The organism is Agrobacterium sp. 22-3639C2, assembly GCF_053522105.1.
Genome location: NZ_JBNWDB010000002.1, coordinates 1 through 22,558 on the forward strand (window position 1 = coordinate 1; position 22,558 = coordinate 22,558).

Below are 22,558 nucleotides of genomic sequence, written 5' to 3' on the forward strand. Positions count from 1 at the left end.
ATATCATGATATTGTTATTGTAATCGATCGCCGCTAATTTTCATCGCCTTTTCAATCCACTTACCAATCAGATTCCTTCCCGCTTCCCATATAAATAAATCCACCTCGCTGTAAAAACCTATATAAAATCACATGGTTATAGCGGTCCAAAATTATCTGCGCACAAACAGACGAACTTTACCAATCAAATCCCCATCCTCCCCTTGGTTTACGCTTATTTATATGTTTGTGTGTCCACCTGGATAAATTATATGTTTTGCCGACACTCTCCCGCCGTTGATCCGATCCTAACCAAACCACCAATTCACCCTCGCATAAGGGAAAATTCATTCCGATCAACAAGTATAAATATACAAAATATATGTATTAATAGCGATTACAAAGGTATAATATTCCACCTGCGCACCCTGCAGCGCGTGCTACCGTCATCGCAATCGAATGACAGGCTAAATACGGATCATTTGGTCTATCAAAAGTTGCAAAAATGATTGACTATCGCGGCTGCGTGAGGGAGCCTCTGCGCGAAAATACGGGGAACATAACAAATCATCATGTCGCCAGAACGCTTTAATGAATGCCTGCGGGTGATCCGCTGGACGCCAATCAATATTGCCTCTGCCTTGCAATGTGAACTCTCATGGATCGAGGCGCTGGAAGCCGGCAACGATACAGTTCCAGATGGCCTCGCAACATGGCTGGAAACGCTCGCGCAAGCCCATGAAGCATTACCACCGCCATCAACCTACAGAGGAAAACGGTCGACATTCTGATGCGGCCAACAGCTGAAAACCTTCACCAACAACCGGATTACGCAATATGAAACATGCCATCGCAATTCTCGGTCTGATCACCGTCTCAAGCCCGGCCTTCGCAGCATCGTGCGAGAAAAACTTCACAGTCTCAGGTGTGCCGATGGTCACAGCTGTCTCTTACAAATCCTTTCAGGAACTGCCGAAAGCCAAAGCACCCGCTGTCCTTCAAAAGCTCGCCCAAGCCGTCGCAGCAGAAGGTTTCTCAGGTATCCAGATCAACAAGGCACTGTCGTCAATCGATGCACACCAGGAAACCAGCGGAAGTGGCAGGATTCAGACGCTGCGCGTTGTCGCCCGCCAGAAAGGCGCCGCTGTCCGGATCGATGCTGTATTCAACATTCAGGCAGGACAGATCGCCGACAAGGACGTCATCCGCAAGGGTATCTGCGACATCATAAAAGGCGTGTAAGCCATGGCTTGAAAACACCCGGTACAACAGCACGAGCCTCGAAGCTGGCCTGCAATCTCCGCAGCCGGCAACAGGTGGCACGAAAGGAGCTAAGCGCTGCCTACCGGGCTCCATTAGAATTTCATGTTCAGCAACTCAGGAAAATTATAGTACCGCAACCGCTTGTCACGGCAGCGGTAGTCGTTCTTTGAAGCGTCCACGCTTAAATTCTTGTACACGGCTACGCCAATATACGACCAATCGGGGTTGGAACGTTCCGCCGTTCGCGTGCAATAAGCGTAAATCTGCTTTTCAGGGTCGAGCAGCACTACGCTCGAAATCTCGGCTTTCGTGAAATATCCGGGTTTGATAGTTCCGCGCATGGCGTCCACATAGTCGCGTTTAATCGGTCTGGACGGTGGACGCTGCGAATCCAAAACAGATTGCGGTGCCGGAGTCTGGCATCCAGCCAGTGTCATCACGGCGGCACAGAGAAGTAAAGCTGTCCTCATTCAATTCAATCCCCAAAAGTCAAAGCACAACACGCACAATGCACCCTGCAGCTATTGAGTTAAAATTGCGCAACACACACGGATCCACAGCCGAAAATAGAAAGGTCACGCTTCGATAGACCTGGCACTAACCATCAAACAGGTTGCGGCACGCTTTCGGCAGACGCCGGATCAGGCCTACTTCAACGCGCTGGCATCAATGATGGTGGCTGCATAATCGAGGCGGAAATCCACTTAGTGAAACGCCCGAAACTGTTCAAACAAACCGAGCCACCTCTATGCTCCTCGAACTTGAAGCGCTAAGGGCGATTGGCACGGCGGTTATTTGACCACACCATCGAGATAGAGGTCTTCAGTGGCGAACTGAGTGGTGCCAGAAAGCTGAACCGAAAACGTGCCACCACCGCTGTGACAAATGGAGATTTCCGCACGGGCGAAGAATTCATCACTGCAGGTGGTGATAAGACCGGGAGCTTCCCATTAATTCTCCCCAATCAAAGGGTTCTGAGTTCCCTCGCCTTGAAAATTCACTCGGATTTCCTCGAGGCTGCGAAAATCACGGTTCTTAAAGTGCTTCAAGGGAATTTTCAGCCACTATGTATCCAGACCCGGGTTCAACCACTGGGCGACGTCATCTTCGGGGTCGTTGTTGGGATCGAAGAAGAATTTCGGAGATTTCATTTTCAGATCCAGACCGATGTAGTCCTCCAATGTTTGACCAGGCCAGGATCCACTTGCGGCTCGCAGGGTGATGCACGGTTCCTGGACCGCAAGGTCGAGCGGATAGCTCTGGTAAACAAGTCTACAATGTCTCATGCAAATCTCCGGTGTGAAAAGTCTGCGTAAATCCCTGACGGTAGCGGTTGATGTCTGCGCAAAAGCTGCGACAGACATGCCCCAATACACCTGTCGCCTGCAAAGTCCGCTTTAAGCGTCCTCATCTCCTGTCATCATACAGGAGAAATGGCTCGACACAGGTCGTTCATCCACGCGTGCACCTACGTCCGGTTTCGGCCCAAACCGCTCATTGGCGGCCGAATGCGTTGGCACACCTTCGCGCCTTCATCTCGGCCATAGGATTTACGACGATGGTGTCTCAGGAGCGGACGCCGATTCAGGCTATTCGTGCGTCCGGAAGGGTCCTGTCCGCTAAACCGGCTGTCCGGTGGCAAAATGTGTACCTTGCGGACGTGAAATTGCGGCAACAAACGATGTCCACAAAGGTATACCCTTGTGGACGAGGGGTAGTACCCCGCCCTATATCCTTTATGCGGTTTCACAGGGTCGCCTGAATACCCATGATGAGTCAACGAGCCAACGCTTAGACGTCCAATACCGACAAACCCCCAAGGGGGAAGTGGCTGCGCGAAGATCCTTAAATACCCTCTCGCGAATTTTATCAATTTTTAGCATCTTAAAAGCGTTGGCCAATACATGATCCATTGACAGCCAGTCTGTACTTCACAACCATAGCGTGGGCTGGGGATTCGCAGAATGGAAACACTGAGGTACGAACTAGTGTACGACGGCGGGGTGGCGAGTGGTGGCCAATTACCTGCTCACAACGGCGCAACTTCGCTGGAAGGGATGACATGGACGCTGACGTTGATAGGCCACTACGCAGCAACCGGGAAGATTAAAGCGCGAGGCGAGCTTTCTCCCGAAGTGCGAATATATCTTGTTCCGCCACGACAGGGTTCGTTCGTACAAGAGGTCTGGGTCCAGCTTACAGAGCCGAACAATCTCTTCCTTACATCGATTCTGGGAAGCTATGTCGTGGGGTCTGTTAGCCAGACTTTCAATAGCTTGATAACTACTACGATCAAACAAGTATGTGGCCTGACAGTTGACCTGCTGACAGGCGAGAAATACGCTTTGGACCGGCTTCCATCCGGCGACCGAGAGGCGCTTGTCGATAAGATCGAACCATCAATGAGACGCGCCCACACGGTTATTGGCGAGGGTGCAAATACTCTGGATATCAAAAAAGATAAAAGGTCTTTGCTACGGCTTGACCAAAATACCAAGGCATACGTCAACGCCGATTTCTTAACTGACGAAACCCTCATGGTAGTCAGCGTAGGGGCCTATAATGCCAACTCTGGGAATGGGAGCGCTTATCTGCCGAAGATTGGCAAGACAGTACGCTTTTATGCGCCCAAAGGTTTAGATGCCGACACCTACGCAGCCTTGAGCTACAGTCTGGATAAATATGTGAATGGTTTGCCGAGTGAGATTCAAATTGCCTGCGTACCAACGGTTTCATTGGATGATAGATACAAGCGCCTGAAAATTGTGAGAGCATTCAAGACAATAGTTTAGATTTGAGACCGAGAGGGATCATGCTGGCTGGAGACAACAATTCGTTCCTACGAGAGGCATTCAACGAATGACGGTTGAAGAGATCGAGGCTCTGCTTGACGGAGCCGAAGAGACTGACAGGCTTGAGTTCAAAGGCGCTATGCCGTGGAACAAGAACCAGCTTGTGAAGGACATTCTGGCAATGGCTAACGTACAGGATGGCGGGCGTATCGTCATCGGCGTTGAGGACGAGACATTTAAGCGAGAAGGCGTGTCAGAAGAGCAGGCGGATACTTACAAGATTGATGACATGAGGGATCAGATCGCTCCCTATGCCGATCCGAAGGTGATCTTTAAAACACGCTTCGCGACAGATCGCGGCGGACTACGGTATGTCGTAATAGATGTCGCACCTTTTGAGGACCAGCCGGTCATTTGCAGACGAGATGGATCGGATGTGCAGGCAGGTACGATTTACTTCCGCAGCCAAGCACAGAAGCCGCAGAGCGCGCGTGTATCTAATGCAAGCGACATGCGTGAAATAGTGGATAGAGCAGTAGTTGGAGCAATGCGTCGACAGCAGAAACTCGGCTTCACCGTATCAGCGGTAAAAGCGTACGACTACGATCAAGAACTAGGGGGACTTTAAGTGCAGGAGGGTCTTGCTGAGAAGATCAAAGCCGTGGGCCATTGGCGCATAAATATCAGGCCGCTCCAACCCATTGATCCGCAACTCCCAATGAATGAATGCCACGAGAGGGTCGCAAAGGCGAGCGTGTCTCTACGCGGCTGGGATTATCCGCATATTCAGCGAAACAAGGAGCACGGTGGAGCAGCCAATGTAGGCACGTATGCCGAGAATTGGTGCGACTGGAACGATCATGTTGAGTTTTGGAGAATGTACCGAAGCAGCCAGTTTCTCCATTTCAGAGCACTCTGGGAGGATTTGAGTAACGAAGGCCAAAACCGCCCCGCAGGACCAGTGCTTAGCGTGCTCGGGGCGGTATTCGCTGTTACCGAAGCAACCGAGTTCCTTAGTCGCCTGTACAACGGTGGCCTTTATAAAGACGGCGCATCAATCAATGTAAAACTCGGCAAGTCAGCGGATAGACAGCTCTGGATTAGCGAGTTGGATCGCATGCCATTTTACGACGAGAAACGCACGAATGCAGAAGAGCTGGTGGTCGAGAGAAGCCTACACGCCGCTGAACTAGAGAGCCAAGCTGCGGCTGTCTCGCTATCTATGTTGCTCGAATTGTTCGACCACTTCGGATGGAATCCTGACCCCTCTTTAATACAGCGAGACCAAGAACGCCTCTACAAGCGACAATGGTAGGCCTGTACGGCATAGAGCACTGATGTCAACGGTCCAGTGATGATGATATTACTAATCATGCGACTGAGCGATTGGCGAGAAAAAAGGAGACATCGCGTCCCCACTCGTCCCGAAAACACGGTTTCTAAGGCTTTCGAGCAAAGGGACGCTCCATTCGGTGCGGCGCCACTGCATCTATGTTCAAGTCCGTTGGCGACTTTGACCCCTCGTGGGGGCAGTCCCTCACACGCCTGCCGGATGTCCTCTTGGTCGCGGTGGTAGGTCGCAGAGGAAGACCGTACGCATCACCAGGAGCGAACTGTCGGACACGAGGCTGACGGTGCCCTATGGGGGAACCCGCTGCACAACGCCACTTAAATACCCCGTCGAAAAAATATTTAGTTTGCCGACTTGCAGCGGCATTCAGAGCGTTAATGCCACCTTTACAGCCTCGCGCTCATCTTCACAGTGAATGCTATTGGGTCTACCGTTTCTCCATCTCCAAACCGTGAGGCCCTTTGGGCTAATTCGCGTAAGCCCACCGTTCGCTGCAATTTCCGTGTGACCTTCCGATACGAGCCTAAGGACGACCTTCGCGGCGCTACCCGGTGTCGTATCGATGTCGAACAGCTTACCCGCTGTCGCGGATTGAAGGAGGTGATCTCCTTTGGTGTCGATGGCTACTACGGTATTATCTACCCAGGCTAGGAAATCTGGCCAGTAAGTCGCCGAACCACCAAGCGCCAATAACGGTAAGAAGAAACCAGTGTTCACTGGATTTCTAGCCCAGACCCGCTGCGACCGGTCCAATGCCTGCGCAAACCTCAGTTCAAAATCATTAAGTCCAGAGTAGCACTTATGCAGCGAGCGATTAAATTCCACGTTGTCAGAAGGATCTACCGCCACAGGTCCCACGCTGTACGCAGGATCAAAATCATTCTGGAATATGCGGGAATTGTCTATGTATGCTTCAACAACTTTGCGCGCAGTCTCTTGGACATGCTTCGAAGCAGGGCTGTTCAATTCGATAAGCGCATCGAACTTCTCATGCTCTATTTCTACTAGGTTGATCGGCCCGCCGCCACGGCGAAGAGCACCCGGATATAGTACCTGCAATTCCCGTCGAAACACCGAGCGAGCCGTGACTTTATTGCTATGAGTTACTTCGACCCACTCAAAAGTCGCCGAATTACCAACGCCGATCTCCTGCAGAACTTGCATACGAGCGCCGATACCTATTGTACTGGTAGCATCGTTTCGAAAGTCAATCATGTTGCTGACGACCTTCTGAACGGCGGCAATCGCATCATGCGAGTTGATGCCGATGGTTGATACAAATCGAGCGGGCTCTGGTGGGATACGCTCTGCCGAGGTGGATGCGTTTTGCTTTCTGATAACAAGCGCAATCGCTGGATGCTCGGCGACCAACTGCCGCTGGATATCACGCAATATCTCGTCAAACACACCTTTTTCGTCTGTACGGATGTAGAAATGGGCTGTGTTCAAGGCCGGCTCTGAGTAGTGAGTCGCGCCGGGCTGTCGCAAGACCCGTCCAATCACCTGAGTAATCTGACTGGCAGATGCCATTTCTTTATCAATATAGGCGAAACCGCAGGTCGGGTCGTCCCATCCCTCCTGTAAACTGAGGTTGAATATAACGTGCTCGTAGGTCCCGCTTATGAACTTTGCGTAGTCGTTGTCGCCACCAGAGAAAAGCCGCATGGTGGAAGGCGCTGGGAATTCCTTTGAAAATTTTAACTGGCAATAGACGGCAATCTTACTGGGGTCGATACCCCTGTTTTCAACAAGATGTCGCCATATCAAAATCGGTCGTGCTTGCCTTTGCTTAAAAGGACGCTTTACATCCTCTGCTATAGCAACGCCGTCCACTGTGTTTGTACTACAAACATATATTGCCTTTGGTACAAACGGCTCCTGAAGAGCTTGCGCGGCCTCTCGCGCTAGGGTCATGTCTTGCAGTAGGGCATCCACTGCGGCTTCCATCGGTGTTACATAGCCGCCCAGTGAAATACGTTCTTTCACTAGACCGACGTCAACCACATCTCTACTGGATATAGTCGTCGTAAAATCGCCAAGTTGCCAGCCACGCTCATTACGAAGGCGTGCCATCAGATATTCGACTTGTTCGGGAACACTCATGGTGGCGCTAGCAGCGATAATTGCATCTGGCGATAGTTCGAGAAGGCGGCGTGTTTGAAGATCGGACAGATTGTGGCCTTCATCGTAGACCACAATCAACGGGCGGCGCCTACTTGCCCCATTCTTGCGTGCTTTAAGTAGCTCCCACAATGACTGTGAGGCTACATCAAGCTGTGCCTTGAACACCTTTCGGTCTCCGCCATCCTCTTCCCTCGCGAACTTGGCTACGGTAGCGACCAAAAGAAGCGGTCTTTCCGCATTTTCCAGATCAGACGGATGGAGTTCCAGCAAAGGCTTGACAGAAAACCCTTTCAAATTGTCAGCATACTTTCCATCCGACAAATTCGTGTAGGTCTGAGCAACAACGACGCGCCCCTTTGAAATCCAGAGAACGACCGGCTGCAGGGGCATGCGTGCCTGAATCTGAGTAATGGTGTCCGCAAGGATAAGCGTTTTTCCACTACCAGTTATTGATACCAGCGTCTGAAAGAATGGTAAGGTGGTTGTTCTATCAACCATCAGCGGGTTTGTTGCATAGTTTCCGTAACGCTCACCGACTTGTGCAGAAGCATCTTGCTGAAATTTAAACAGATCCATTACGCTGCTTCTTCCGGATTATTAAACTGGTCGTTCTCGTCTAGTCCCAGATGCGATAGTATTTTATCGGGTATCTTCCAGAAGCGTACGTTGGGCGATTGGAACAGTTCATACCTAGCGTAAATATGGTACGGCGTCGGTAAACCAGCTTTCTTCGCCTCAGCGACAACACTGCGATAGCTTTCCAAGCTTAACGAGCCCACTGAGCCAGCCGGGTCCCAGAGCAAGAAATATCCTTCTCCTGCAGCATCTGTTCCAATCAGATATTGGTACTGCTCGTCTGGATATCGCACTAGGTTGGGAGCCGCTCGTCGGTGTGTCTCCCAATGAGAGGTCAAAACAACATCGATCAGTTCGTCTCGCTGCATAGCCATAACGGCTTTTGCATCAATCGTCTTAGTCAACAGTCGGTATTCAAACCCTCCTCCGAGTGCGGGGGCCTCGCGCCCGTTTGGGCGTTCACCGGTTATGGCGTTGTGGAGGCGTTGCCAAGTGAGCGTCCTCGCATACTTATCGCCGTTCTCTGGCGCGCCCTGCTCGATAAGCACAAACCGCCTGTTGGCTCCGGTTTCCTCATTAAGCTGCAGTACGGCATGCCCAGTTGTTCCAGAGCCAGCGTACGGGTCCATGACCAACCCGTTAGGCGGGCACCAAATCTGAACTATTTTCGTTATTAATTTTAGAGGCTTAACTGTCTCGAAGCCGTGCCCCTTACCCACGACGCTATCCAACTCATTTATCCCAGCCTGAGAGTGACCAGATTCTTGGTGAGGCCAAGAGGTGGCGCCTATTTCAATAGGTGCCTCATAGTTCTCGTCAGCCCAAAACGTCCACGGGATTTTGCCTTGACTAATATGTTCGAGATGACGCTTGATCGTCGGGCGCCCTGCGCCAGTATTTCTCTGCCTGTCATCAGAAAACACAAGTCGGGGCCATGGCTTCTCGTGCTTGAGGCCAGCAGCATGGATTGCCAGCGCGCGCTTCCGAGCCTCTTGTACGGCTACATCAACAGTTGGGTCGTAAGAGCGTAGCGATACATCGCTGCCCTTCAGGACGATAGCCTTGCCTCTACCATCACCAATGTCCTTGAACACGTATTCTGAGCCCCATGCTTCAAGTAGGGACTTGACCTCGTCCTTCGTAAACCCTGACCAGTGTCGTGTCGGCACAGAGACCGGCGATCCGAATACATGTTCGCCTTCAGGATAGTGTAGGTTGCCTGTAAATGGAGACTGGACTGCATAGATCGTCCGATCACGGCTTTCCTTAGCCGCGAAATCACCCTGCCGCCACACCCCCAAGGGGTCCATGTCTGGGTTGGTAAAGCGGTTGTTCATCGTCTCCGTGCGCTCTTGATGGCGCGTAGTGGCGAGATCGGCAGTCTTTGCATAGACAAGAACGTATTCTGTCGCGCTAGCCACATGATTGGCCTTCTTCGGGGCGTATGTCTTTTGCCAGTTCAGTATGCCTAGCCTGTTCTCCTCGCCAAACACCTCATCCATCATCATGCCTAGATGGTACAATTCATTGTCATCGATACAAATTGCGATCACGCCAGAGGGCTTGAGCATCGCCTTCATCATCTGGAGTCGCGGCATCATTGCCTTGATCCACTTCGTATGGCGAGATCCGTCCTCTTTGGACACTATTGTTCCCAACTCTGGATCGTTGGGATCAGTATCCCATCGGTCGTTATAACGGAAATGCTGCCCCGTGTTATAAGGCGGGTCCGTTACGATGAGGTCTACCTCTCCACGATATTTGTACAGAGTAACCATTGCTTGGAGATTTTCGCCCTCGACAATGAGGTTTCGTGCCTGATCATGCGGCGCGCCCACATGGAGCTTTGGCTCTCTCCGCATGACACGGGGGCGAACTTTTTTAGCAATCTCCATTACGGTTCGCTTGCCGTGGAAACTGAGGGCGACCCCGTTTGACAACAAGTTTTTCACAAGCCGTTCAAGATCTTCTCTATCCAACTTGCTTAGTTCATCGTCTAATCGCTCAACTGACATGCCGCCCGCCTATTTCATTACCCACTTTGTTCCCTTTATGTTCTCACATTCAAGGGCTCGTTTAAAGAGCTTTTTTAAAGAGGTTGAGCCAACACGCAAACTGTTATGTTGGTTGTTACCGTTATTGTTTTGCAGCTGTAGGCAAGGAGCGTTGATTAAATGCGGGCCAAGTAGAAGGTTCATCGAATGCGTTGCTTTTGCAGCCGTTGCGCTCTCACGTTACAAAAGTACAAAAAGGGACGTTGTATTCCCAAAAGCTCAGCCTATAAGCGATGTTGGGCACTGCCTCCTGTGTAACCCCTCAATACCGCCCAATGTCGACGGATAAGGCAAATTAGCAATCCGACTCTTTGCCATGCATCCATCGCCGGTGTAGGAGACTGGCACATAAAAGTGAGACATCGTGTCTCACCACCTGCCTGTAAAAGACTTTTTATTCAACGCCCTAGATTTCAGGAAATGCCTCACGTAAGCGGCACCATCTCTGGCTTCCGTATTTCCAATCGTATCGAGATTTTGTGACCGGCGTCCACCGCTGCGGCAACGGTTACTCGTGCCTGTTGCTCACTTCCCGATCCTGTGCAATGCAGAGACATAAAAGGGGGACATCGTGTCTCCCTAGCCATCCCTGAAAGCCCGGCTTCTAAGGATTTTGAGCGATGGTGGGCGCTCTCTCCGGGCCTACCATGGCAACTTGTCTCGCTCTTCAGCGGGCACAACGACCGCATCCGCCATCTTCGACGCTAAAACCCGCCATTCTGTGTTTCGGCCTGGCATTTGACCCCACCATCGGCGCGGAAAGCTGACCCCCGCCATATCCAAGAAACGGCACATTGATCCGCGTGTTAGCCTGTCCCAACCGGAGTCAGTCTTCCGCGCCGAAAGGGGGGCATACTTCAATGCTTAATCACGGCGGACTGATCATTACCGTCAAAATTATGAACTGGTGATCGTAGTCTATCGGGATGATGATTTGCAAATTCAAGGAAAGGGCGTCACGCACCGGGTCCAAGTAAGAAAAGGAATTTCCATGCTGAATCTCCCACACGAACTAAGAATTAATGGGAATGATGTTCGTTGGGGAAAAATAGGCAGCGGGCCGCCGCTGGTTGCCGTTCACGGGACACCGTTCTCTTCTCAGGTCTGGCGCCGTATCATCCCCCACTTTGCCAGTCATCGAACCATTTACTATTTTGATATGGTTGGATATGGACAATCCGAAATGCGCGAAGGGCAGGATGTGTCGCTCGGCGTGCAGAATGATGTTTTAGCCAATCTGTTTCGAGAGTGGAATATTGATCGGCCGGAGATGCTGGCCCACGATTTCGGCGGCGCAACCGTACTTCGTGCCTACTTTCTTAACGGATTGCGCTATTCAGCCTTAACGATCATCGATGCTGTAGCTCTTTCGCCATGGGGATCACCTTTGGTGCAGCATGTTCGTCAGCACGAAATGGCCTTTTCTGGAATGCCGGACTACATGCATCGTGCCGTGTTACGTGCTTACCTTCAAACAGCCGCGCGGTCGCCGTTATCGGAAGAGGCGCTGAATATATATAGCGCGCCTTGGATAGGCCCTGTCGGACAGCCCGCATTTTATCGGCAAATCGCGCAAATGGACCAGCGTTTTACGGATGACATTGAAACTCTTTATACGCGGATGGACTGCCCGGTAACTGTGCTCTGGGGAAAAAATGACGATTGGATTCCCTATGAGATGGGGGAGCGTTTAGCAGCATTAATTTCCGCTCATCAGTGTACCCTGTTACCCGAGACTGGCCATCTTGTTCAAGAGGATTGCCCGGAAGCAATTGTTGCCGCAGTTTTGAAGAGTTTTAGGGTGACGAGAAACACGCTAGATGAAGTCCAATGAACGATACATTGCGACGGACTGGGCCACAGAACCGGCCGCGCTATTTCCAGCCGCTTGCTAGAGATTATCTCGCGCCTCGCTCCATTGACATCTGACAGCAAAGTTATAATGTTTTTGTAAATTAATTATAACTGGATTGGGCGATGAAACAGATTGACCTCGTTTACAGAACGGCGTTCGCTGAACTCGCGCATCGGACGTTCGATGCTCAGTTTCAGGCAGACTTTCCCCTTGAAGGTCGGTTTGTTGCCGTTCCGGTCAAGGGCCGCAATTACTGGTATTTTGATCTCCCTACTCCCGAGAGTAAGGACAAGAGACGCTATGTCGGCCCGCAGGATGACGTCGACATCACGGCTCGGGTGAAAGCCCATAGACAAGTCAAAGACGACATCCGGGAGCGGCGCAAGCTCGTCAGCATGCTGCTGCGAAGCGGTGGCATGTCCGCGCCGGATCGCTTCGCGGGTGAAGTGACCAAAGTACTCGCTGACGCGGGCCTATTCCGTCTGAGGGCACTCCTCGTCGGTTCTGTGGCTTTCAGCTGTTACTCAGGCCTCCTTGGCGTTCGTCTCCCTGGTACCTCTATGCAGACAGGCGATGCGGACTTCGCGCAGGACTTTGCGATCTCGGCGGAAGTCGAGGACAGCCTGCCTCCAATCCTCGATCTCCTGAGATCGATAGACAGCACATTCAGGGCGGTCCCGCACCAGGCCGATAACGCAAAGGTGGTCGCCTTTTCTAATTCGGTAAACTACCGCGTCGAATTCCTGACGACCAACCGTGGATCGGATGACTACACGGGCAAGCCGTCCCCAATGCCTGCGCTTGGAGGCGCGTCTGCTGAAAACTTGCGGTTCCTGGACTTCCTGATCTACGAACCCGTAAGAACGGTACTGCTGCACCGGGAAGGCGTTAGCGTGAATATCCCCGCTCCCGAGCGGTATGCCATACATAAGGTGATCGTTGCATCCAGGAGGCGCACGGACGCCCTCGGGCGAGCCAAGAGGGATAAGGACCTCGTACAGGCCTCGCTGCTGTCCGAGGCGCTCTTGGAGACGCGACAGAGCTATTTGCTTGCCGATGCCTACCGCGAAGCGTGGGCGCGCGGAGAGGCGTGGCAGGAAGCGATCCTGTCGGGCCTCGTATTAATGCCAGACAACGGCAAGCTCGCGTTGGCAAATGCCCTTGGTGTCACGGTAGACCGACTGGGTAAGGCGTAGGGACATGGAAGCAGAAGACAGCACATGCGACCCGGACCACGCCAAAGATGCGGCGGCAGCTCTCGTTGTCGCTGAAGACATGTAGCACGCCTCCGTTTTCATGCCTTTGCAGCAAGACGCACGCCTGTCCTGCCGCTCACTTCGTCGCTATGGGGGGAGCGCGTTCCCGTCAGGACAGGCTGGATCACCGCGTCGATTGCTACTGCCTTTTTTGTCACGCTTCCCGTCAAACTGGATCGAACATCTCCCTGAATTCCGGATCGGCAAAGTAGGCAAGCTTTTCAGCGAAAATTGGTCGTTGTCCTGCAAGGAACAGCAATTGTCCGTGCGCCGGCAGATTGCGCACCTCATCAGGGGTGAGCAGCGGCCGGCCGGTATGTTGCTGGCTGTAGGAGATCCCGGTCTTATCGGAATCGAGCGCTCTCGCCATGGTCTGGAACACGACCGTCTCCTGCCCGAGCAAATCAGAGATGAGGCAGGCGCTGTCATGATCGTTGACGCCGAAGACCTGCAGCACGCCGGCATTTGACAGGAAGGTTCCGGCGCGGTGACCGTATGTGGCACGCAACTGATGGATGTCCTGGAGGATGGGCCAAAGCTGGACACCATAGCCCGCCATCAGACCCATCGCGCGTTCGACTGGTGCCAAATGCCCAAGCGATGCGAACTCATCGAGCAGATAGAGAACCGGTGTCGCCGGCTTTGTCGGATCGCGGGCCATTTCGAGCAGGCTTTGCGAGACAAGCAGGCGCAGCCAGCGCGAATAGGTCGAGAGCCGATCTGGAGGAAGGACGAGGAACACCGTCATGTTACTGTGCTTGAGATCGGCAAACCGGAAATCAGAGCGGCTGAGAACGGCCGTCATGCGCGGTGAATCAAGAAAATGCGTATGGCGTTGGGCTGCGGAAAGAACGCCTGCGGCTTCGCGATCGGATTTTCCGAGGTGGCGGTTTGCGGCACGCGCGACAAGACCTCTCGCCGCATCGCTGTCCTGCATACGCTTGAGCAGTGCTGCGAATTGTTCCGGAGCAAGGGTGAGATAGTCGCGGAGTGTTGCGAGGTGCCTGCGTCTTAAAGGTTCAGATGCAACGATCTCGAGCAGCAATCCGGCAATCAGCGCTTTCGCCTCCTCGTTCCAATGCGCCTCGCCCGCCATTCCCGGCTCGTCGAACACGAGAGCGTCGGCAAGCGCACTGGCGTCTTCGGCGACATCGAGGCTGTCGGGATCTAGCAGGGCAAGGGGATTGAAGGCTGCCGAGGATCTGCCGGTAACACCAAAAGGATCGAGCACATGAACCGGTCCGAACTTCTGGCGCGCACGGCCGGTGATCCTTGCATTCTCGCCTTTTGGATCAACGCAGATCACGGAACGGCCAGCGGTCAACAGGTTCGGAATGATCGTGCCGACACCCTTGCCGGTACGGGTCGGCGCCATCGTGAGCAGATGGGCCGGGCCATCGTAGCGCAGAGGCTTGCCCGTTTTCGTATCACGACCGATCAGGAGGCCGGAACCGGATGAGGTGAGAGCGGCTATTTCCTTGTCTGTCGCAAAGCGGGCAGAGCCATGGGTTTCATCGTCACTATCCCCGAAATGCAAGATCAGCGCACTGGTGATGAACCAAAAGGTGATAACGGCAAGCGCCAGCAGGGTTAAGAGACCTGGGATGATGTGGACAAGCGAGCCCCGCTCGAAACCCATTTGCTCGAGGAAATGACCGCCACCCATGCCGATCACAAAGGTGACGTTGAACAGGATGAACATAAATCCAAGGAGCCGTTTCCAGATCCGGAAGGGCATCGCGATCAAAGCCAAGAATGCCCAAAGCGGATCACGCGCGGCGGCTCGCATCATGTTCTTGAATGCGTCCCGAGAAAGTCGCAACCGGTTCATGGAGCGCCCTGCCCGCTGTCGCCACCCTCTCCCGTGCCCGGCAGTCCTTGTCCGATCAGATCGGCAAACAGCGCCTTGTCACTGTCGCGTGTCAGAAAGCCCGGTAGTTCACGACGCAGCCATTCACCGAGCTGCTGCTTAAAAACCTGATCATCCGAGGTTTCGAGGTGATGCATAACGAGCGACCCGATCAGGACCTTGCGGCGCATGTCGTTGTTGCGCTCGGTTTTCGAGAGACGGGCCTTGAGGGCGGAACGTTGCGCATCCAGTTCAGCCAGCCGCTGTTCGATGGTTTTCCTTGCCACGATTATTCCTTTCGATTGCGGTCGCACCGGAACTGCCGCTGTTGAACACGGCTTCGCTCCTGGAAGACAGACCAGTTTCTATGAGGAGATCGACATAGCGATTGAAAGTGGAGGTTGGACCCTATGGTTCATGACGCTGTGGTGGCTGTTGCCTGGGCTCAGGATTATTCTGCCACCCGTGAAGCTCAGTCGCTGGAATTTGCGGCTTGTCCCGCGGCCCGTTCAAGATTTTGGAGATGTTCAGCACACACCACTTTAACAATGTCGTAGAGCACCGATGCTCGGCTCATTATCCAAGAGAGACCTTCTTCTGACATCTCATAGTGTTCAGAATACCTGGCTTTCACATACGCCTCATTGAGAAGATTAAACCAGCTGACATATCTGGCTTGGTCGCGAGGCCAAGCGTCGATCAGCCTGACATCACGATCCTCGGAAAGTCCTCTTAGGAATTTGAGGTTATGGGATGCTGGCGTGTGATTTGTAAGGGTAAGAAGTAGAGCGCCGTACATATGCTCCACTGCTTGGTGCAACTGAAAGGCAGTGCCCGGAAGGTCTCTGTTTTGCAGGCCGAATAGTGAGAAATTCACGAAACTATCGATCACCTTGAAACGATTGGCAGCATTCTTTCGCGCTACCTCAAAAGCTTCGTGCGGCATCAAGACTTTCGGTTCGGCGAGTTCCCTATCGTCGAGTTCGTAAAGCGCAATGCCATCCCGTCGGATGTCGCTGAAGAAATATTGCCCTTCCTGCAGAAAATTGCTGATCTCGCGAGCGCCATGGACAATGAGGCTCACAGGCGTCTCGATCTCCTTGTCCCACATCAGCCGGTCTGTTGTCTTGTCCCAGTATTTGGGATCGGCCAGTTCCTTGTTGCTGACGATGACAAGAATGTCGAAATCCGAGCGATAGCCTTTCGACGTATGCGGTTCATCCACCCAGGTGCCACGCGCGTAAGAACCGAACAGAATGATTTTGAAAATACGTCCATCCTTCTTGGCGTCAGACTTGGAGCGCTCCACCAGATCAGCAAACTCTTCCTGGATAATTCCGACGACGCGCGCAAGCTCGCGTTGCTTTCGTTCCGGCAAATGTTCAAGGCTGGTCTTCATGTCTGCTCCGTTTCTGGACGGTATCCTGTATGGGCCATTCCAGAGGCCTTTGAAACTCCGATTTTTGGTAGACACCAAACGAATGCCTGTCTTCCTGGACGATGCACATTCGATCTTGAGGCAACCGGCTCTGATTTGTGCAAATGGTATTGGAATACCCTCATTCCTCAATAGCGAACATTCAATGGTACTTTATCCTAGGTTGTATATCGCGTCCCGGTTTTTCCCAATCGCAGGCGCTCCGGGCGCCATACGGTGGCCGACTGAGTGGAGCGCAGAGGTTACGAAGGACCGTTAACGACGCACCCTGTCCAACCGCTGCAGCCAGATGCCCGCCTGCATTGCCTCTCACTTCGACGCAATTTTGGTAACACAGCCACGTCAAGAAAGGCACGGTCATGGAGGCGGCCATCACCATCCAGACAGGAGTGCGGGCCGCCCCCTAATTGGAAGCGACCCGCTAGATGGATGATCGACGGCAAGGCAATTGGAAGCGCTGCATGAGTCCTGACGGCATAACCTCTCAAGGTCGCCATTTTGCGAAACGCAGAGCAAATGCCTATAGCGGTCCCGTACTCCAGGTACATCTAGTCATTCGGACAATTCGCTCTCTAGTGCGCTACCCGTTAGCTTACCGCCGACCACCACCTATTCAAACGCCCAAGATTATCGCTGCGTCACGCTGAGGCTTCTCGGCCGTATGTCGGATCGTAAACTCCCCCATTTGTCAAAAGAGCCCAAATGATGCGCGCTATACGATTTGCCACAGCGATAACGGCAACTTTGTACGGTCGTCTCGCGCGCAATCGACTGGCCCAACGACCGATTGGAGTTTTCTTATCTCGCATCATGATTACTGTGCCCCCGAGATAAAGCATCGTTCGGAGTTCGCTATTCCCCATTTTCGTAATGCGCCCAAGAACCGAACGACCTCCGCTTGAATGCGTGCGAGGAGTAAGACCCAGCCATGAAGAGAAATGGCGGCCAGACGGAAACCGATGGATATCAGGAATTGTCGCAATAACGCACATTGCAGTTTTCGGGCCAACACCAGGTATCGTCAGAAGCCTACACGCGTTCTCATCGTGTTGGACACGTCGCTCAATCTCTTTGTCTAGTTTCGTGACCAAATCATTCAATCGATGTATCTGGTCGCAAATGTCGGTGAGAGCCTGTTTCATAACTGTCGGCAGGACGGTATCTGCTGCACTTTCCATCAGTTTGAGTAATTTAGAATAATTTTGAATGCCCTTTGCCGCTACCAGGCCGGCCTCCGCTAGGTGCCCCCGCAGTGCGTTTACGAGTTGAGTCCGTTGTGAAACAAAAAGGCTGCGAGTTCGAAAAATCGTAATCGCCGCTTGTTGGTTCAGGGTTTTGACTGGAACGAAGCGCATTGTCTTTTGCGTAAGCGCAACATTGATCGCCTCCGCATCGTTGGCATCGGTCTTGCCCCGTTTCACGAAGGGCTTCACGTAACGGGTATGGATCAACCGCACGTCATGCCCAAATTCTAGTAACTGGCGTGCCCAGTAATAACTTGTAGCGCAGGACTCCATTCCGATCAGGCATGGTTTGAGCTTGCTGAAAAACTCCAGAACGTTCTCGCGTTTGATCTTCGTGTTGAAAAGGGTTTCTCCGCTCGCATCTGCTCCATGCGCCTGGAAAACCTGCTTGGCTATATCAAGCCCTACCGTCGCCACGTCCTGCATCGGCCGCTCCCTTGAAACCTTGGGGATCGATGCCACGATATCATCGCTCGATTTCAAATTGATGATGTGAAGCACATAACGCCGTCTTCGGTGTTCGTTCAGGTCTCGGAGAGCCGGCTGATCAAAGTCTCGATGTCCCCTGACATCGACCTGACCGAATGCCGCATTTGTTTCAGTGGGAGAAACTCACTTTCCCTGATTGATGCGTTCGCTTCCCTGCTCAAACACAAGAAATTGCCACCAGGCGACTACTACTTTTAGTAGTCGAAATCACTCTTCGATGTTGCTAGCCTCGCCACCGGTAAACAGACAAGGGCGCACTTACGACTTGCGGCGCGTTTGGGCGTTTGGTCTCCCCGTTTGCGTATCGGAGATTTCGTTTGGCGATTTATCATCTCAGCACGAAACCTGTCTCGCGCTCATCTGGCCGAAGCGCCGTGGCATCCGCCGCCTACCGTTGCGCGGTTCTTCTCGTCAATCAACGCGATGGCCTTGTCCATGACTTCACCCGCAAAGAGGGTGTGGAGCATATCGAGATCGTGCTGCCGCAAGGCGTGTCTGCCGACTGGGCTTTGGATCGCTCTTCGTTGTGGAACGCTGCCGAGTTTGCAGAAAAGCGAAAAGATGCCCGCGTCGCCCGCGAATTCGAAATCGCGCTTCCGCATGAGCTTTCGCCAGAGGGACGACTAAAGGCTGCACGCGCCTTTGCCCAGGATCTGGCAAACCGCTATGGCGCGGCCGTGGATTTTGCAATCCATTCGCCGAGTGAGCATGGTGATATCAGGAACCACCATGCGCATGTGCTGATGACGACGCGACAGGTTGGCAAAGCCGGCCTTGGCGAGAAGACTGTTCTTGAGCACAAGAACGCACGGCTGTTGGCAAATGGCATGGCGACGACCGACATGCAGCTTCGCGATATCCGGCAGTCATGGGAAGGCATCGCCAACCGTCAGCTGCAACGCGAAGGCCTGGATGTTCGCATCGATCATCGCTCGCATATGGAGCGCGGTCTTGAGTTATCGCCGACCGAACATATGGGCGTGCATGCGTCGCAGATGCGCCAGCAAGGAATGGCCGTCGAGCGCGGGCGGCTGGATGACGAGGCAGCACGGCAAAATGCCGAGCTGATCCGCCAAAAACCGGAACAGGTTCTGACGCTGATCAGCCATGAGAAGAGCGTGTTCGATCGCCACGATATCGCCAAAACCTTGCATCGCTACATCAACGATGACGCACAGACATTCCAGAACGCCTTTGCGGCTGTCATGGCGTCGCCAGCGCTCGTGGAACTTCAGGCTGAGCGCACCGATGCCGAGACAGGCGAAGTGTCCAATGCCCGCTATTCGACGCGGGACATGATCGATCTGGAACTTGGCATGGAGCGATCGGCGGAGCGGTTACATCAGGCGCAGTCCCATGGTGTCGATCCTCGCCATGTCGAGCGTGCGATGGAGAAGCAGGATAACGCCATTCGCAAAAGCTCCAGCGGACTGTCGGCTGCGAGCGATCCTTCAGCCGGATTGTCGGACGAACAGCGTCACGCGATAAAACAAATTACAGGTCCAGAACGCATCGCGGCTGTGGTCGGGTTTGCCGGTGCTGGAAAGTCCACCATGCTGGCAGCCGCTCGCGAGGCGTGGGAGGCTCAAGGCTATCAGGTCCATGGTGCCGCACTGGCCGGAAAGGCAGCCGAGGGTCTTGAGGAAAGCTCTGGCATGGAGAGCCGCACCCTGGCGTCATGGTCTTACAGTTGGGACCATGGTCGGGATCTGATCGGTCGCAGTGACGTGTTTGTCATTGACGAGGCCGGCATGGTCGGGAGCCGGCAGCTTGCCCGGTTCATTGGTGAGGCTGAAGAGCGCGGCGCAAAGATCGTTCTCGTCGGCGACCATGAGCAGCTCCAGGCGATCGGGGCTGGTGCACCCTTCAGGGCGATTGCCGAGCAGATTGGCCATGTCGAACTTTCAGGGATACGCCGCCAGCGCCATGATTGGCAGAGACAGGCATCGGTTGCCTTTGCGACCCACAAGACGGCCGAGGGGCTGGCCGCCTACCGCGAGCACGGCGCCATCCACTTTGCGGAAAGCCGCGAGGAGGCGATGGCGCAGATCGTGCGTGATTATCTTGCCGACAGTGAGAAGCGTGCCGATGGCACCCGGGTTGCCATGGCGCATCGCCGCGCCGATGTGCGAGCCCTCAATGCCGCCATCCGCTCTGAACTTCAAAACAGACAAAGGCCGGAGGCCAGACACAGGCTGAGCGACGGTGCGGACCGTGGAGACCGTGGGAATGGTGAGGACGGAGTAGGTGGTGAGGATGTTGGAGAACGCGTGTTCCAGACCAATAACGGCAAACGCGCCTTCGCCGCCGGTGACCGGATCATCTTCCTCGAAAACAACCGCGACCTCCGTGTGAAAAACGGCATACTTGGCACGGTCGAGCATGTGGAGCCGGGCAAGATCATCGCCCGGCTCGATGGTCGAGGCGGCGACAGTGTCAGCATTCCGACAGACAGCTATCAGGCGATCGACCACGGCTATGCGACGACGATCCATAAAAACCAGGGGGCGACGGTGGATCGCGCTTTTGTGCTGGCGTCCAGCACCATGGACCGGCATCTGACCTATGTTGCCATGACCAGGCATCGAGACAGCGTGCAGCTCTATGCCGACATCAAGGAGTTCACCAATGCGGGCCGGCTGGTTGATCACGGCGTTGCGCCCTACGAGCATAATCCGCAATCACGCGACAGCTATTTTGTGACCCTGGAGAACGACAAGGGCGAGCAGCGCACAGTGTGGGGCGTCGATCTCAAGCGGACCATGCGAGATGCATCGCCAAAGATCGGGGACAGGATTTCCCTGCAGCGTGAAGGCGCCACGCCTGTCACGCTTCCGGATGGCACCCAGGCCGAGCGCAATGCATGGCGTGTCGTCAAGGGTGACGCGTTGGCGTACGAGCAGCTGACAAGCCGCCTGTCGCGTTCCGGCGCGAAGGAAACCACGCTGGATTACATCAGCGACTTTGCCGAGCGGCGCGGGATCGCAAGCGATAGATGGATCGTAAACGACCAATGGATCGGTCAAGAGTTTGGGGTCAGGAGCGAGATCGAACTTGCGTCCGGACGGGATGAGCGTCAAGAGGTCTTGTCCCGTGCGGCCCATCTGCAACGGGAGCAGCAGGGCCGGCCATCAGAACGTCAGCAGGTTTACGAGGAACGTGCCGGCGATCTGGCCGGCCCTGTTCACCGCGAAGATCAGCACAGGGCTGAGGACAACAAAGGATACCGCCGCATCCGGTGGTCCGAACTCATGTCGCAAGACGGCGCCGTCCCTGCCCCCACAGAAGCTATCGGCCAGCAATTGCCGACGGAACCCGGCAAGCCAGCTCCGCTGGTGCCAGCGATCACGCGTCACGACCACAGCATCGAAGACGTGGCCCGCGAAAGGGCCATGTCCGTCATCGATCAGAGATTCGATACGGTGGAGTCAGTTGCGCGACGCGTGTTCCGTGATCCGGTCGAGGTCGCCGCGAGATTGCGTACCGCGATGAGCGAGAAGGAAGGCAACGGTAAGATCATGGCAAAGGCCATGGCCGAGCAGCCCGAGCGGTTCGGGGAGCTACGCGGCAGGTCAGGTTTGTTCGGAAACAACAAGGAGCGGAAAGAGGCACTACAATACGCCAGGTCTCTGTCTGCCCACATTGGCTACGTCTCCGAGGCATGGGAGCGCCGGCTTGGCGAAGAACGTCAGAGCGAACAATGGCAGCGTGAGCAGCGTGATATCATCGAGGTGCCTGGTCTCACGCCGCGCAGCGCCGAAATCCTTGCCAAGGTGGAGAAGATGCCGGTCGAGAAGCGAAGCAAGTTCATCAAAGAGCTGCGATCGTCGGCTGAGGGCCGTGCCGCGCTCGGTGAGGCCAGGCTGGTGGCCGAAGCGCTCACGCGGCGGTTTGGTAGTTCTGATCCTCGCAGGTTCGCCGAAGAGCTAGCGGCACGCCCGGAACTCGCAAAGCAGGCCGAGCAAATTCAGATGACAGCCCGTATCGTGAACCGAACGCGCATGGCCGAGCTTAGCCATGACCACGCGCTGAAACGGCAGCTTAACCGGTCGCAGGGGCTTGGGTTGAGCCGATAGTGAGGGACGCACGATCACGACGAGGCTAACAATCGACCAGACCTCTGGGCAAGAACGCATGGGTAAACCGGTGAGGCTGAAAATCCTCCCATTCGCTTGATCTCCTAAGTACGGTTTGAGCTCCGACGCCATTTCTAGCTTCACGATTTTTTGCGCAAATATACACTTTATTGATGCAATTGGGGCTCTTCTAAATTACGTTCAGAGGAAAT

Annotated in this window: 16 protein-coding genes; 8 read left to right on the top strand and 8 right to left on the bottom strand. The window is 54.0% G+C overall.

Going from position 1 to position 22,558, the window contains the following annotated elements; translation table 11 throughout:
* Window positions 1-551 precede the first annotated feature (551 nt).
* Window positions 552-770, top strand: coding sequence for a hypothetical protein (locus ACQZ6D_RS07825; RefSeq protein WP_038493340.1), 219 nt, complete (start codon window positions 552-554; stop codon window positions 768-770).
* Window positions 771-816: 46 nt separating this feature from the next.
* Window positions 817-1,221: a hypothetical protein gene (locus ACQZ6D_RS07830; protein ID WP_003518904.1), complete on the top strand. Its 405-nt coding sequence runs from the start codon at window positions 817-819 to the stop codon at window positions 1,219-1,221.
* Window positions 1,222-1,334: 113 nt separating this feature from the next.
* Here the strand turns inward: ACQZ6D_RS07830 and ACQZ6D_RS07835 are convergent, their stop codons facing one another.
* Entirely contained in the window at window positions 1,335-1,712 is a 378-nt protein-coding gene (locus ACQZ6D_RS07835) for a putative periplasmic lipoprotein (RefSeq protein ID WP_174002943.1), read from the bottom strand.
* A 594-nt stretch (window positions 1,713-2,306) separates the two neighbouring features.
* Window positions 2,307-2,528, bottom strand: a complete 222-nt coding sequence (locus ACQZ6D_RS07840) for a hypothetical protein (RefSeq protein WP_448730318.1) — start codon at window positions 2,526-2,528, stop codon at window positions 2,307-2,309.
* A gap of 678 nt (window positions 2,529-3,206) precedes the next feature.
* Between ACQZ6D_RS07840 and ACQZ6D_RS07845 the strand changes: the two genes are divergently transcribed.
* The 3 genes from ACQZ6D_RS07845 (at window position 3,207) to ACQZ6D_RS07855 (ending at window position 5,349) form a co-directional block, all read left to right on the top strand.
* Entirely contained in the window at window positions 3,207-4,034 is an 828-nt protein-coding gene (locus ACQZ6D_RS07845) for a DUF7946 domain-containing protein (RefSeq protein WP_448730317.1), read from the top strand.
* A gap of 67 nt (window positions 4,035-4,101) precedes the next feature.
* Window positions 4,102-4,662, top strand: a complete 561-nt coding sequence (locus tag ACQZ6D_RS07850; RefSeq protein WP_448730316.1) for an AlbA family DNA-binding domain-containing protein — start codon at window positions 4,102-4,104, stop codon at window positions 4,660-4,662.
* Entirely contained in the window at window positions 4,663-5,349 is a 687-nt protein-coding gene (locus tag ACQZ6D_RS07855) for a hypothetical protein (protein ID WP_448730315.1), read from the top strand.
* 402 nt (window positions 5,350-5,751) lie between these two features.
* Here the strand turns inward: ACQZ6D_RS07855 and ACQZ6D_RS07860 are convergent, their stop codons facing one another.
* Entirely contained in the window at window positions 5,752-8,085 is a 2,334-nt protein-coding gene (locus tag ACQZ6D_RS07860) for a DEAD/DEAH box helicase family protein (RefSeq protein ID WP_448730314.1), read from the bottom strand.
* Window positions 8,085-10,100 carry a site-specific DNA-methyltransferase gene (locus ACQZ6D_RS07865; protein ID WP_448730313.1) on the bottom strand — a complete coding sequence of 672 codons (2,016 nt, stop codon included), beginning with the start codon at window positions 10,098-10,100 and terminating at the stop codon, window positions 8,085-8,087. The genes ACQZ6D_RS07860 and ACQZ6D_RS07865 overlap by 1 nt, the downstream gene beginning before the upstream one ends.
* 946 nt (window positions 10,101-11,046) lie before the next feature.
* Here ACQZ6D_RS07865 and ACQZ6D_RS07870 point away from each other — a divergent pair.
* Complete coding sequence (locus tag ACQZ6D_RS07870; RefSeq protein WP_448730312.1) at window positions 11,047-11,973, top strand: alpha/beta fold hydrolase; 927 nt, start codon at window positions 11,047-11,049, stop codon at window positions 11,971-11,973.
* A 143-nt stretch (window positions 11,974-12,116) separates the two neighbouring features.
* Window positions 12,117-13,190 carry a nucleotidyltransferase family protein gene (locus tag ACQZ6D_RS07875; RefSeq protein WP_448730311.1) on the top strand — a complete coding sequence of 358 codons (1,074 nt, stop codon included), beginning with the start codon at window positions 12,117-12,119 and terminating at the stop codon, window positions 13,188-13,190.
* A gap of 226 nt (window positions 13,191-13,416) precedes the next feature.
* Here the strand turns inward: ACQZ6D_RS07875 and ACQZ6D_RS07880 are convergent, their stop codons facing one another.
* The 4 genes from ACQZ6D_RS07880 to ACQZ6D_RS07895 form a co-directional block, all read right to left on the bottom strand.
* A complete protein-coding gene (locus ACQZ6D_RS07880; RefSeq protein WP_448730310.1) occupies window positions 13,417-15,081 on the bottom strand; it encodes a type IV secretory system conjugative DNA transfer family protein in 1,665 nt (554 codons plus the stop codon).
* Window positions 15,078-15,386 (bottom strand): mobilization protein, encoded by a 309-nt coding sequence (locus tag ACQZ6D_RS07885; RefSeq protein WP_448730309.1) that lies wholly within the window; start codon window positions 15,384-15,386, stop codon window positions 15,078-15,080. Before ACQZ6D_RS07885 ends, ACQZ6D_RS07880 begins: the two co-directional genes overlap by 4 nt.
* 185 nt (window positions 15,387-15,571) lie before the next feature.
* A complete protein-coding gene (locus ACQZ6D_RS07890) occupies window positions 15,572-16,498 on the bottom strand; it encodes a nucleotidyltransferase and HEPN domain-containing protein (protein WP_448730308.1) in 927 nt (308 codons plus the stop codon).
* A gap of 677 nt (window positions 16,499-17,175) precedes the next feature.
* A complete protein-coding gene (locus ACQZ6D_RS07895) occupies window positions 17,176-18,207 on the bottom strand; it encodes an IS110 family RNA-guided transposase (RefSeq protein WP_448730321.1) in 1,032 nt (343 codons plus the stop codon).
* A 380-nt stretch (window positions 18,208-18,587) separates the two neighbouring features.
* Between ACQZ6D_RS07895 and traA the strand changes: the two genes are divergently transcribed.
* Window positions 18,588-22,346: a Ti-type conjugative transfer relaxase TraA gene (traA, locus tag ACQZ6D_RS07900; protein WP_448730307.1), complete on the top strand. Its 3,759-nt coding sequence runs from the start codon at window positions 18,588-18,590 to the stop codon at window positions 22,344-22,346.
* Window positions 22,347-22,558: the final 212 nt, after the last annotated feature.

Excerpts from the sequence above, each read along its gene's own strand:
- ACQZ6D_RS07825 (WP_038493340.1), top strand. The coding sequence starts at position 552 with ATGTCGCCAGAACGCTTTAATGAATGCCTGCGGGTGATCCGCTGGACG.
- ACQZ6D_RS07830 (WP_003518904.1), top strand. The coding sequence starts at position 817 with ATGAAACATGCCATCGCAATTCTCGGTCTGATCACCGTCTCAAGCCCG.
- ACQZ6D_RS07835 (WP_174002943.1), bottom strand. The coding sequence starts at position 1,712 with ATGAGGACAGCTTTACTTCTCTGTGCCGCCGTGATGACACTGGCTGGA.
- ACQZ6D_RS07840 (WP_448730318.1), bottom strand. The coding sequence starts at position 2,528 with ATGAGACATTGTAGACTTGTTTACCAGAGCTATCCGCTCGACCTTGCG.
- ACQZ6D_RS07845 (WP_448730317.1), top strand. The coding sequence starts at position 3,207 with ATGGAAACACTGAGGTACGAACTAGTGTACGACGGCGGGGTGGCGAGT.
- ACQZ6D_RS07850 (WP_448730316.1), top strand. The coding sequence starts at position 4,102 with ATGACGGTTGAAGAGATCGAGGCTCTGCTTGACGGAGCCGAAGAGACT.
- ACQZ6D_RS07860 (WP_448730314.1), bottom strand. The coding sequence starts at position 8,085 with ATGGATCTGTTTAAATTTCAGCAAGATGCTTCTGCACAAGTCGGTGAG.
- ACQZ6D_RS07865 (WP_448730313.1), bottom strand. The coding sequence starts at position 10,100 with ATGTCAGTTGAGCGATTAGACGATGAACTAAGCAAGTTGGATAGAGAA.
- ACQZ6D_RS07875 (WP_448730311.1), top strand. The coding sequence starts at position 12,117 with ATGAAACAGATTGACCTCGTTTACAGAACGGCGTTCGCTGAACTCGCG.
- ACQZ6D_RS07880 (WP_448730310.1), bottom strand. The coding sequence starts at position 15,081 with ATGAACCGGTTGCGACTTTCTCGGGACGCATTCAAGAACATGATGCGA.
- ACQZ6D_RS07890 (WP_448730308.1), bottom strand. The coding sequence starts at position 16,498 with ATGAAGACCAGCCTTGAACATTTGCCGGAACGAAAGCAACGCGAGCTT.
- ACQZ6D_RS07895 (WP_448730321.1), bottom strand. The coding sequence starts at position 18,207 with ATGCAGGACGTGGCGACGGTAGGGCTTGATATAGCCAAGCAGGTTTTC.